Here is a 12653-nt window from a genome sequence, read left to right on the forward strand (position 1 = left end):
CCCGAAATGAGATAAAATCCTTTTACAATTAAATTCGATTTTTTAAAGCGATGGGCAAGTACACTAGCAACATAATTACACTGACTGCCAAAATAAATATCGGTAGTGACCAAATGGTTCCATTGTGGATAAAACTGACGAGGTAAGTTAGAAAACTGACAATCAAGTAATATCCGAAACTAAAGATACCGCTGGCACTGCCGATAACATCTTCATAGCCTTTCAAAGCGAGGTTCAAAGTTATCGGTAGAGTTGTATTTAATCCTAAGAAAATCAAGAAGAATCCGATTATCAAAAGGTAGGCTTGATCAAATTGCAAGCTAATTAGTAATAATAATCCCGACAAGCAACTGAATATTAAACCGATAATGGCAATCGTTTCAGATTTTAGATATTTAACCAAAAAGTTGACTAGAATAGCTCCTAGCAAACTGGCTAAAGCCAAAGTCATACCTAAACTACCATATTGAACGGACGAATAGCCGAAGTGTTCCATAAAAATAAATGGTGCTTCTGAATAGTAGCCGAAGAGGATTCCATTGATACCGCCAATTAGAATCCCATAACTCCAAACTACAGGGTCCTTTAACAAACGCCAAGTTACTTTTAAAAGTGAAACTTGTTGAATATTATTTGTATCACGCGTTTCGGGCAAACGAGAATAGCTGTATAGCAATACTAACGTTGCCATGATGATTAAGGCACTGAAGACGTTTCGATAACCAAAATATGTTTCCAAAAGTCCACCAATTAATGGGCCAAAAGCAGGGGACAATGCCATAGCAGCCCCCACTTTCGAGAAAACTTTGGCACCCTCGATGCCGTCAAAACTTTCACGCATAATAGTTTGCGTTACAACAGAACCAACACTGGCTCCGAAAGCTTGAATAAATCTTGAAAATAATAAAAATTGAAATGTTGGACTGATAAATAATCCAATATTTCCAATTAAGTAGACGACGATACCTAGGTTCATCGCTAAACGCCGACCAATTTTATCAGACAATTGACCCCAGAAGAGTACCCCAATGGCAAAAGCAATGAAGTAAATGCTCATTGTTAATTGTGATGTTCCCGCTGAAACGTGCAAGTTGGCACTGATTTGTGGCAGGACGGGGGTAAAAATTGATTCACTGATCTGTGGAAATCCCACGAGAACAATAATTAATAAAAGTGATGGTACGGTGTTACGGACGTTTTTCATTTTAGACTCCTAAATTTTATTCTGCTGAAAAACGTCCTGCATCATTTGCGGGCATACAAGCCATGATGTTAGATAATTCCATGGTTTTCACCTAATTTCTTTAAAGTCTAATAAGTATGATATAGATATATTTATGATATTGCAATACTATTAAGAAATGAGGCATTTGTGTAGATAGCCTTGGGGGAAAATAATATGAAAAATAATAAGAGAGTTTTCGTTTTGGCATCAGTTTTATTATTTAGTGGATTTTTATTAGGAGGAAATAGTCAGGTTGTTAAAGCTGCAGGTGAGACTGATACTGCCAGTGTGCCAACTAGTGATAGTGTTGAATATGACATTGAAGGTTCAAATGTGATTACATCTGACGATGGAACTGTTTCTGCAGACATTACATATAATGGAGTGCAATATTCTGTTAAGGGTAAGATAGGGACCACTGTTAAAGCTATGTCAACTGATGGAAGCGGTAAATCCGTTGAGGTTTCTATTATTGACCGAAAGTCATCTGAAGTTGATGATTCTTCATCTAATTACAAGATAAATCTTTTAGGCATATATTCTACTTCGTATCAGGTTTTTAACAGTTTTGGTAAAGAAGTTAAAGGTGAGTACGTAGACGGGGGTAAAGATTATTCATTATCGCAGAAAATGACACTAAATGATGATGATGATTATGATAAAAAAAATAGTTATTATCTTATTGGAGATGATAAATGGATTAAGCCATCTTTTAAAGGAACTACGATATCTGGAACTGACAATTTTACATTGAAAAGTAATCCTTATTTTGCAATTAATAAGTCAAATCCTATAACTTATGACGATTCTGAATGGGATAACTATAGTATAAATTCAGACGGTACAGTTGAAGGAACAGTTAAAAAGTATTCTTATGAATATAAGAAAGATATTGAATATAATTTTAAGGGTAGTATTGGACAAACGGTGGATGCAACGTTGACACCAGAGGAAGATACGGAATATGATTTAAATCCAATAAAAGTCAAGATAGCTAATAAACCTTTATCTAAAGATTTCGGATTTGCAACCATTAGCTTAAGTGGCTCAGGCAAAAATCGATATGAATTATATTTATGCGATGATTATTCAAATTATTTTTTTAAGGAAGGATCTGAGTATCCGGGTAATACTGCCTTTTTTGTGCCAATCGCAAAGGTTGATCGTGATGGCGATATTTTTTACGAAGTTACTCAAAGTGAATGGATTAAGCAAGAAGACGGAGTAGAGTTAAGTACTGATTTTGACTATACGCCTGAACCCTATATTGAAATAGTACAGAATCAAGTTATTACTTCTAGTGTTACATTCCCATCTAATCTAGGGGAGAAAACAGTTTCAGATATAACTGGAGAAGTCGGTGACAATCTTACCGTACCGGTACCAACAATCAGTGGATATAAAGCAGATAAATCCACAGTAAGCGCCCACGTAAATGCAGAGGGCACAATCACTACCAAAGATTCAGTTAAATACACACCTATAAAGAGTAACTCCGGTTCTTCAAGTAATACCGATAGAGTCAAACCAGAATATCTTAAACAAACGGTTTCCACATTCCCAGATAAACCAAACGTAAAACTGTATCATTTAAATGCTGATTCAATGACCGCTGATGATACCAGAGCTTTAGCACCAAACAGCGACTGGCAAAGTGATCAAAGAGTTGTTGTCAAAGGTGATACGTATTATCGAGTTGCAACAAATGAGTGGGTCAAGGCTTCACAAGCTTATATTTACACAGCACATCCAATTGTTGTCGAAACTAAGCTTAATGGCATAAAGAAGCTGGCTAGTGCTGAAGGAAATACTGTAACAGATCGAGCTTTAGCAAGTGATACTGATTGGTACAGTGATCGAATTGCCTACTTAAACGATGGAACGACTGAATATTATCGTGTTGCAACTAATGAATTTGTTAAGCAAAGCGATGTTAATGAAATAAGTAAATAGCTGATTATTTGCAGGAAATTTTTAATTCTAAAAAACAAATTAGTTGGAAGAGCTGAGAGTATTCATCCGCAGCGAAAGTGGCGTTATTGCTTTAGCAAGTACACCACCGGGCGTGTTGGAGACTTTTCGGTCTTTGAAAAGGCTTCAACCGAGGTTCGAGACCGCCCTTTGGCTCGGACCGTACCGCGCAGCAGATGAATACTCTCAGCTCTGGAAACGGCATACTTCAATAAACTAGGCGAAATACTTGCTAATCTATCATCATAATCGGTATAGTAATTAGTATTGTAATTAATTTTTGATTGGAAGTGAGAATGTGACCCAGTCAGCATACTGGAATCGCATCGCAGAAAAAGCTAAGAAGGAAAATCGTCCTTTCTTCAGTTTGGCACCGATGGAGGCTGTAACCGGATCAGTTTTTCGTCGTGTCGTTATGAAAGCTGCGGCACCGGATAATTTTTATACCGAATTTACGAATGCCTTGAGTATCACGCATCCTTTGGCTAAAGAGGCCACTAAAGGGCGTTTATATATCGACCCTAAAGAGGACCCTAAGCCTATCGTGCAATTGTGGGGTAACTCAGGTGAGGACTTTATTAAAGCTGCTAAAGAGGTTGCTAAGCAAGGTTATGAAGCAATTGACATCAATACAGGCTGTCCAGATATTGCGGTTATCAAAAACCACAGTGGTAGCGATTTGATTCGTCATTTTGACACAACTAAAGAAATTATCGAGGGTGCTCGTCAAGGTGGATTGCCTGTCAGTGTGAAAACACGTTTGGGTTACAGTGAATTAGAAGAAATGGAGACTTGGATTCCGTTTCTTTTGAAGCAACAAATACCTGTTTTAACTGTTCATGTCAGAACTCGTGAGGAAATGAGTAAAGTTCCCGCACACTATGAGTTGATTGATGAACTTGTTCAGATGCGTGATACTTATGCACCGGATACTTTGTTGCAAATTAATGGTGATATTGAGGATTATCAAGCCGGTATCAAATTGGCAAATGAACATCCTGGTGTTGATGGTATTATGATTGGCCGGGGAATTTTCATGAATCCTTATGCTTTTGAAAAAGTACCTCAGGAACACTCAAGTCATGAATTGTTAGGTTTATTGCGTTATCAATTAGACCTGTACGACCAATTTGTTGCTATGGGAATCCCCGGTCACTTTGCGCCATTACAACGATTCTTCAAGATTTACGTTCGAGGGATGAAAGGTGCTTCAGCGATTCGAAATGATTTAATGCAAACTAAAACGACTGATGAGGCTAGAGCAATTGTCGACCGCATCGATCCTGGTGAATAATTCAAAAATAGCTCAAGTAATCCCAAATTGGATTGCTTGAGCTATTTAAATACTCTTAGTCATTAGTTTCTGAACTGACTCTGTATGGTGCAACAAATTTCTTCAATAAGACGATTGTGCCTAAGAAGAATGTCGAGGCGATGATTGCGGTAATTGGCAACATATGGAACATGCTGCTGGGTAAGACTAGTGCCAACAGTGGGAACGCGAACGCTGCCGGTAATTTAATTTTCAATAATTGTAATAGTAGGAAAACTAAAGGTAACGAAATGGCAGCTGATAATAGCCATGAAGCGAATACCATGTGTATCAAGACGCCAATCGTTGCGGCACCAACTAATGCTACAAAATGTTTGATGGCTAGTTGCCAGCTATAATCTGATTTTTGCAAGACTTCGAAGAATACAACCATTACAGGTGGAATTGCAGCCATTTGTGAAAAGCCAAAGAACCAAACGGCGGTGACCCAGATAATTGCCATAATTGTGAAAACTACCATGTGTTCATTTTTAATAGGATCACTTGGCGTTGTACCTTTGTAGCGGCCTTGTAAGAATACTCCTATCATTAAAAATGAAGTGAATAGTAAGATTGCTACGATAAATGACCAGTGTGTTGCGTTAATAATGATGGGAAGAAGTCCCGTGGCAAATGATGGTGCCAAGTTGGAATGCAATAAACGTAAGAGGATAAGCATAAACAATAATCCCAAAAGCACTTTTTCAGCGTACGTAATTGAAAATTGATTGATTACAAATCCAATAATTGCGGTTCCTGAGGGGGCTAGAAAAATTTTTGTCGGCTGGTTTATCCAGCCACCGTTCTGATAGATCCAAGTTCCCGCAGTCAAAGCCCCAATTTCGGGTAAGATGATTTCCATATCGTTCAATAGTGTGGCACTCGCTACCATAAAAATTATGAAAACAAAGCCAATCAAATAGTTACGTTTCTCAATTGTAGATAAATGCATTTGGTAATTGTTAACTCCTTTTGTTTTATTTACTCCTGAATTATCAGGAAAGCTAGATAAGTGTAACACATGACGATACTTTCTGAAAATATTTCGTATATATTAAAGTTATTTAAAATATGTAATTTAGGAATATATAATTTTACCGTTATCAATTTACAAAAAGATAATATGTACATTTTGGATAAAAGACTATCTTTAACGGTAAAAGATACTAGAATGATGGTGTAGACGGAGCTAGACTAATAATTCGGATGAAAGAGGAGATTACTGTGGAAGATAAGATTGATAAGTCAACTAGAACTTATGATATGGACAAAATTGATGATGTTTTATGTGAGTTGGACGATTCCAAGATTAGGATAAACGCCTTAATGGATTACAATTTGAAATTGAGCCGTTTGAATGATCAACAAATCAATAAAAATATGATGTCGCACGAGTATAGCCGATTAAGCCCAATTATGGAATTGTTGAATACCGATATTTTTGAATCATTGGAGAAGGCAATTGAGATTCTCGATGGACAACATACAGAAGTTAAAAAAGAAGTAAAAGCAGGGCACAGGGAAAAGATTGAAAGTGCCAAATAGTTTTTAACAATTGTTAAACCCTTTGGTCGAGGTTGACAGTTGTAATTTATTTATTAAACGTAGAGAGTATTTATGAGGAAATCATCTTGATGGAAAAATATCAGGATGATTTTTTTTGTTATTTTTGAATATATCAAATAACAATGAACATAATCTCCAACTTATAATGACGTTAAGATATACTTATAAAATATCTAAAAGAGTTGGGAGTTATTTTATATGAATGCTTTATTTATTTTGGAAATTTTATTATTACTTATGGCTGTGTCTTACGTTGTGAGAGTATTTTGGCCAGTTAGAGCTCAAGTTTTTAATGGGGATGAAGAAATTATTGTGTCAATTAGGAATCGCCATAATTTGAAGATTTGCTTGGGAGTTATCGTTGTGATGACAATTTTGTTGGCAATACATTAGATACGAAAAGACATCTGAATTATTTCGGGTGTCTTTTTGAGTAGTAGAAAAAAGTGATTTCAATTAAAGCCATTTTTGTGAAAAATATCATATTATTTAAGTGAAAAGTTAATATTGCCTTGACAGAAGTGGTTTTTTTTTATAACATTTTACTGTTAGTGGGCATTCGCCAAATGGTAAGGCAGCGGACTCTGAATCCGCAATTTATTGGTTCGAACCCAATATGCCCAATAAAAATTTAATTAACTTTATGATTTTCTAAAAAGACTACTATTCATTCTTTGAAATGGACAGTAGTCTTTTTTTAATTTACAGATATTTTTTGGAAGAGTTTAATCATTCAAATGTTGGATAGCATAATTAGCTTCTGCCGGCGTAAACTTCTCATTTTTATCAGAAATCAGGACTTCCCGAATCTTAGCAGGGGAGAAACCCAAGTCGCGCTGATAATTTTTAGCCGTAATCAAAGCATTCTGATTATAATCAACTTGCAAATTATCCACCGCATATTGAGCCTGTTTAACAGTGAATTTACCTTTGCTAATTAATTGATCATAAATACCTTGCTTTGACATATTTTGAGAATCAGAATACTCCTTACCCTTTAATAAAGCATTCTTATCATAGTTAGTTTTCACATGACTTATGGCATAGTTAATTGCGGCCTTCGAATAGTGCTTAGCTGACAGTTGATCCGCTAAATCTTGTTTTGAGATATGCATTACGTCAACGTAGTTTTGGGCTTGCTTGAGAACCAACTTGCCATGTTTGGGAACCGCCACTTCCGTTCGAGTTGAAGTGTTGTTAGTACTAGTAGTCCGCAATGATAAAACAGCCATTGGAATCAATGCTAAAAAAAGCAAGCCGATAATGCATAAAAATACAATTTGATTTCGAGTTAAATTTTGTCTTTTCTGAGGCTTCAAAATGATTACCTCCATGTATTTTTTTAAATCAAATATACCTAAATTATAACTGAAAGTTTGTGAAATTGCTTGCTTGAATTGCCGAACTGCCAAGTTGTGTGATAAATATTTTTATAATGCTTTACGCTTACAACCACAAGGAAAACTCACTTTTTACGTTTCCAACAAATTGTCAAAAATATTGCTCAATAAATCTCCAGATATAACCATATTATGGTGTGAATGTGTTACATTATTTAATGGAGTGAAATAATTATTTTTGTGAGGTGAAGTAATGGAGAAGAGCGAGATATTAGTGACTACAACTGAACACGTACCGGGACATGACTACGAAATTATCGGTGAAGTCTTTGGTTTGACGACTCAATCGAAAAACGTAGTTAGAAATATCGGCGCTGGCTTCAAGAACATTGTTGGTGGTGAGATCAAAGCTTACACAGAACTATTGACTGAAGCTCGTGACATTGCAATTGACCGTTTACGTCAAAATGCTTTGGACATGGGAGCTGACGGAGTAGTTATGATGCGTTTTGATTCTGACTCAATCAGTGCAGACATGGAGACAGTTGCAGCGTATGGTACCGCAGTAAAATTTAAGTAAGGTGATTGTAATGGCATTAGAATATAATAAAAGTTCTTTATCAGCTTGTACTAGTATTTTAATTGGTAAGAAAGCAACCGTTGATGGTTCAACTATCATCGGCAGAAACGAAGACGCCAAAGCATCATGGCCAAAGCACTTTGTTATTCATGAACATAAAGAATTTACTGATGATCAAAAATTCGTTTCTAAAGCCAATGACTTTCAAATGGACCTGCCTAAAATTCGCTATAAATATTCTGCCACTCCTGAATGGACCTTTAAAGAAGGATTATTTGAAGAGGATGGTTTTAACGAATATGGCGTTGGAATGAGTGCTACTGAAAGTGCTTATTCAAACCAACGTGTATTAGGCGTTGATCCTCTTGATGAAAATGGTATTGGCGAGGAAGCCATGATCACAGTTGTTTTGCCTTATGTTAAAACCGCTCGGGAAGGTGTTTTACGACTAGGTAAAATTATAGAAGATCATGGTACTTGTGAAACTAACGGAGTGCTCTTCTCTGATAAAGATGAAGTTTGGTATTTCGAAAGTGGATCAGGTCACTATTGGGTTGCACAACGTATCCCCGACGATAGTTACGCAGTGGTTGCCAACCAACTAGCTATTCAAGAAATTGATTTTAATGATTCGGATAACTTTTTATATCGTAAAGATATTAAAGAATTTGTTTCTGGAAATCATTTGAATACTAGACCTGATGGATTTAACTTCAGAGAAATCTTCGGGACACATGATTTATCTGATGAGATTTACAGCACGCCACGTGTTTGGTGGGGTCAACAACAATTCTCAGGTCCAACTGATGAAAGTCCTGAGAGTGAAGATTTAGCTTTTGTTAAAAAAGCCAATCGTTTGTTGAGTGTTGATGATGCGCAAGATTATTTGGCATCACATTATCAGAAGACTGAGTTCGATCCTTTGAATAAGTCTGCTAATAATAAGCGTTACCGTCCAATTAGTTTAGCTAAAACTCAGGAGTCTCACGTCTTACAGATCAGACCTGATATGGCCCCTGAAATCGCCTGTGTTCAGTGGTTAGCCATGGGTGTCGCTTCACAGAGTGTTTATGTGCCATTCTATATGGGGATGACAGATACACCTGCAGAGTACCAAGTTGGTGAACTTCCATACGATAGTAAGTCAGCTTATTGGACGTATAAATTAGCCGGAGTTTTATTAGACGGTCACTACAAAGAACTTGGAAAAGATTTCCAAGCCAAGCAAAAGGACATCAATATCACACTTCGTAAGAAGTTAAATGATTTTGATCGGGAAGCCTTGAGCAAAGATGATGATAAATTACCTAATTATTTAACCGAAGCTTCATTTGAAATGGCAAAAATTTCACTTGACGGCTATAAAGAGCTAATTGCTCAATTAATTACGGACTCGACTGATTTTTCACCTCTAAACTTCAAGACAGATATGAATTTATAGAAATTATAATTTGTACATTGAAAATTAAATGAGGGGTTTTATAAAATGAATGATGGTAATTCGCCGACAAAAACAATCACATTATTTGGGTTAATAATGATGATTTTCACGGCGATCTTTGGATTTGCTAATACAACTGTAGCTTATGAGCAGATGGGATTAGCAAGTATTGTGTGGTATGTATTTGCTGCCTTATTCTTCTTCCTACCTGTAGGATTTATGATGGCAGAGTATGGTTCCGCTTTTAACGAAGCAAAGGGTGGAATTTATTCTTGGATTGATGGAGCCGTTGGTGCTAAATGGGCCTTTATTGGTACATTTATGTGGCTAGCTTCATGGGAAGTTTGGCTAGTGTCAACTTCTTCAAAAGTTTGGATTCCTTTGTCAACAATGTTTGCCGGTCACGATACAACGCAAACTTGGGGCATGTTTGGACTTTCAGCAACACAAATTATCGGTTTGCTAGCTGTACTTTGGATTGTGTTTGTTACATACACAGCTTCACAAGGTATGGATAAGATTTCAAAGGTTTCAAATTTCGGGGGAATTATGACAATTCTTTTGCAAGTCATTTTCTTCTTCTTGAGTTTGGCAGTTCTATTTATGTCAGGTTTTCACACTGCAGAACCAATTCACGGATTAGATACATTTATCCATTCAGCTAATCCAGCATTTGCATCTCCACTTGGCATGGTTTCATTCATCGTTTATGCAATCTTTGCTTACGGTGGTATGGAATCTGTCGGTGGTGTTACTGATAGTATGAAGAATCCTAAGAAAGATTTCCCACGTGGTGTTTTGATTTCAGCAGGTGTTATTACATTGCTTTACTCACTAACAATTCTCTGCTGGTCAATGAGTGCTAACTGGAATGCTGTTATTGCTAAAGGTAACGTTAACTTGGGTAATATTACTTATGTTATGATGAGTAACCTTGGTTATACTTTCGGTACACATATTGGATTAGGTAGTGCTGCCGCTATCACTTTAGGTGAGTGGTTGGCTCGATTCACTGGATTCGATATGTTCATCCTTTACATGGGTGCATTCTTCGTCTTGATCTATTCACCATTGAAGTCTTTCGTATTGGGTACTCCCAAAGATTTCTGGCCTGCAAAGGTAACTAAGTTAAACAAACATGGTATGCCAGCTTATGCTATGTGGGTACAAGCTATCGTTGTTATCGTCCTTATCTTAATCGTTGATATGGGTGGTAAAAATGCCAAGGCACTTTATAACGTTTTGACATTGATGGCTAACGTTTCAACAACTGTACCTTACTTATTCTTGGTAGGTGCATATCCATTCTTTAACTTAAATAAAGATATTGAAAAACCATATTTATTCTATAAGAACAAGAAAGCTATGTGGACAGTTTCAACGATCGTCTTCTTAGTTTTAGCGTTCGCAATTATCTTTACCGTATTACAACCAATCATGGAAGGTGCTTATACAGATGCCCTTTGGACACTTATTGGACCAGTTGTCTTTGGACTAGTCGGATTCATTCTGTATTACAGATATGAACATAAGGAACATGCTAAAGCAACTTCTGGCATTGATGCCGAAAATGATTAATTAGTTATGAAAAAACAGATCTTATCGAGTTTTGATAAGGTCTGTTTTTTTTGCGTTGTGTTTAAACGTGACAAAGTTGCAGGTAATTTTATAAGATTATTTATAAGTCAAAACATGTTAAATAAATCACAATAAAGGAAGTGAAGATTATGAAAAGACGAATAATGGTGGCGGCAACAGGGTTGTCTGCTGGAACTTTAGTGGCTATGTCTGTGGTTAATCCTAGGGTAGTATCGGATTTGATTCGAGTTGAGCGGGTTAAGGCAGAAGAAACTGAAACTCCGAAAGATATTACTAAAATGATACCTGATCCTGAATTGAGAGCAGAAATTGCACGCGAATTGAAAATAGGGGCTGATGAGTTGAAGGCTGAGGATTTAGAAAGTAGTGATCTGAGTCAGATATACCTATTTGGAGACAAATACTCCAGTTTAGAGGGTATTGAGCATATCACTGAATTGGCAGAATTACGTATAATACAAACATCGATTAAAGATATTTCTATGGTTAGTCAAATTAAAAAATTGAGCATAATACAAATACAAGAGAGTAAAGTAACTAATTTTGATGTTTTATCTGATGTTTATGATCACCACTTTAAAAATCCAACCAATATAAATGTTGATCAGTCCGTAAGTGTGGAGGAGGATGTCATTTATTTGAATATGAATGACTTAACCTTTAAGCTTTCACCCTATATTGGAGAAAACTTAGAAAACGAGATAACAATCAATGAAGTAGTAGTTAATCAAGTTTCAATTAAAGATGAAAAATTGGATACTATATATTATCCAGATACAAGGGAAATTGTAATAGATGATTTGGTAAATATGACAAAAAATGATAATGGAACATATTCAGGCCAAATTACAATAAATTTATTACAGAAGCCACCCTTTAAAAATCAGGGATGGGGTAATAACGGAATCAACACTACAATTGTCCAACCTTATATTATAAATATGCCGGAGGTTGATCCAGGTGTTGAACCGGATGAAGAAATCTCGAATATCGAAAAAATTAAAGAAACCAATATTATGACCGATAGGGATTCATTAACTATCTACAATCAATATGGGAAGAAAGTGGGTACAAAAAACCTTACAGAAGAAATAACTGATTTTACTACAAATAGAGTAAACGAGGTTAATGGCGTTAAGTATTATGAAATTGGCGATAATGAATGGGTAGAGGCAGATAAGGTTAAAGAATTCTACTTCAATGATGCCTATATTCAAACTCATGCAAGTTCATTTAAGGAACTAACCAAATTAGATTCAAATCCTGTTACGGATAGAGTCTTAGCAAAGAATTCTGATTGGTATTCGGATCGGCACGTATATTTAGACGACAAGCTGCATTATAGAGTTTCAACACATGAATGGGTGCGGGATGGTCATGTTGTACAGTATGAAAGTGTTAATGGTGTTGTACATGCTACTGAAACTGCATCACTTTATAACAGTGAAGGTGTGAAAGTAACTGACCGTGCACTGGCCAAGGGCTCAACGTTCTTTGCCGATAAGAAAGCAACAATCGATGGTAAATTGATGTATCGTGTAGCAACCGACGAATGGGTTGATGCAGATACAGTTATATTCAAATAATTGGCAGTTAAGATTGCGAAAGCAATCTTTTTT

11 protein-coding genes and 1 tRNA gene are annotated in these 12653 nt (G+C 36.3%); 9 read left to right on the top strand and 3 right to left on the bottom strand.

The genetic code is table 11. The annotated features are described in order from the left end of the window. Positions 1-28: 28 nt before the first annotated feature. Complete coding sequence (locus JP39_RS04160) at positions 29-1204, bottom strand: multidrug effflux MFS transporter (protein ID WP_041500764.1); 1176 nt, start codon at positions 1202-1204, stop codon at positions 29-31. A gap of 195 nt (positions 1205-1399) precedes the next feature. Between JP39_RS04160 and JP39_RS04165 the strand changes: the two genes are divergently transcribed. Together JP39_RS04165 and JP39_RS04170 are read left to right on the top strand one after the other, a co-directional pair. Further along, complete coding sequence (locus JP39_RS04165; RefSeq protein WP_041500766.1) at positions 1400-3178, top strand: hypothetical protein; 1779 nt, start codon at positions 1400-1402, stop codon at positions 3176-3178. Between the two features lie 316 nt (positions 3179-3494). Further along, complete coding sequence (locus tag JP39_RS04170; protein WP_041500767.1) at positions 3495-4490, top strand: tRNA dihydrouridine synthase; 996 nt, start codon at positions 3495-3497, stop codon at positions 4488-4490. A gap of 55 nt (positions 4491-4545) precedes the next feature. On the opposite strand, the gene JP39_RS04175 is transcribed toward JP39_RS04170, so the two are convergent. After that, complete coding sequence (locus tag JP39_RS04175; RefSeq protein ID WP_041500769.1) at positions 4546-5460, bottom strand: hypothetical protein; 915 nt, start codon at positions 5458-5460, stop codon at positions 4546-4548. Between the two features lie 254 nt (positions 5461-5714). Between JP39_RS04175 and JP39_RS04180 the strand changes: the two genes are divergently transcribed. The 3 genes from JP39_RS04180 to JP39_RS04190 all read left to right on the top strand — a co-directional run bounded on the left by JP39_RS04180 (position 5715) and on the right by JP39_RS04190 (position 6698). Then, positions 5715-6053 carry a hypothetical protein gene (locus tag JP39_RS04180; protein WP_137619775.1) on the top strand — a complete coding sequence of 113 codons (339 nt, stop codon included), beginning with the start codon at positions 5715-5717 and terminating at the stop codon, positions 6051-6053. 219 nt (positions 6054-6272) lie between these two features. After that, the gene (locus tag JP39_RS04185; RefSeq protein WP_041500772.1) at positions 6273-6467 is read left to right on the top strand and encodes a hypothetical protein; all 195 of its coding nucleotides are present in this window, start codon (positions 6273-6275) and stop codon (positions 6465-6467) included. A 159-nt stretch (positions 6468-6626) separates the two neighbouring features. Continuing rightward, a tRNA-Gln gene (locus tag JP39_RS04190) sits at positions 6627-6698 on the top strand. Between the two features lie 101 nt (positions 6699-6799). On the opposite strand, the gene JP39_RS04195 is transcribed toward JP39_RS04190, so the two are convergent. After that, the gene (locus tag JP39_RS04195) at positions 6800-7330 is read right to left on the bottom strand and encodes an Ltp family lipoprotein (RefSeq protein WP_169751869.1); all 531 of its coding nucleotides are present in this window, start codon (positions 7328-7330) and stop codon (positions 6800-6802) included. A 337-nt stretch (positions 7331-7667) separates the two neighbouring features. On the opposite strand from JP39_RS04195, the gene JP39_RS04200 reads away from it, so the two are divergent. The 4 genes from JP39_RS04200 to JP39_RS04215 all read left to right on the top strand — a co-directional run bounded on the left by JP39_RS04200 (position 7668) and on the right by JP39_RS04215 (position 12620). Continuing rightward, entirely contained in the window at positions 7668-7994 is a 327-nt protein-coding gene (locus JP39_RS04200) for a heavy metal-binding domain-containing protein (RefSeq protein ID WP_041500776.1), read from the top strand. 10 nt (positions 7995-8004) lie between these two features. Further along, positions 8005-9435: a C69 family dipeptidase gene (locus JP39_RS04205; protein ID WP_041500778.1), complete on the top strand. Its 1431-nt coding sequence runs from the start codon at positions 8005-8007 to the stop codon at positions 9433-9435. Positions 9436-9480: 45 nt separating this feature from the next. Further along, on the top strand, positions 9481-11013 hold the full coding sequence (gene yjeM, locus JP39_RS04210) for a glutamate/gamma-aminobutyrate family transporter YjeM (RefSeq protein ID WP_041500779.1): 1533 nt from the start codon (positions 9481-9483) through the stop codon (positions 11011-11013). A gap of 149 nt (positions 11014-11162) precedes the next feature. After that, the gene (locus JP39_RS04215) at positions 11163-12620 is read left to right on the top strand and encodes an SLAP domain-containing protein (protein WP_041500781.1); all 1458 of its coding nucleotides are present in this window, start codon (positions 11163-11165) and stop codon (positions 12618-12620) included. Positions 12621-12653: the final 33 nt, after the last annotated feature.

It is taken from the genome of Companilactobacillus heilongjiangensis (assembly GCF_000831645.3).
GTDB classification, from domain to species: domain Bacteria; phylum Bacillota; class Bacilli; order Lactobacillales; family Lactobacillaceae; genus Companilactobacillus; species Companilactobacillus heilongjiangensis.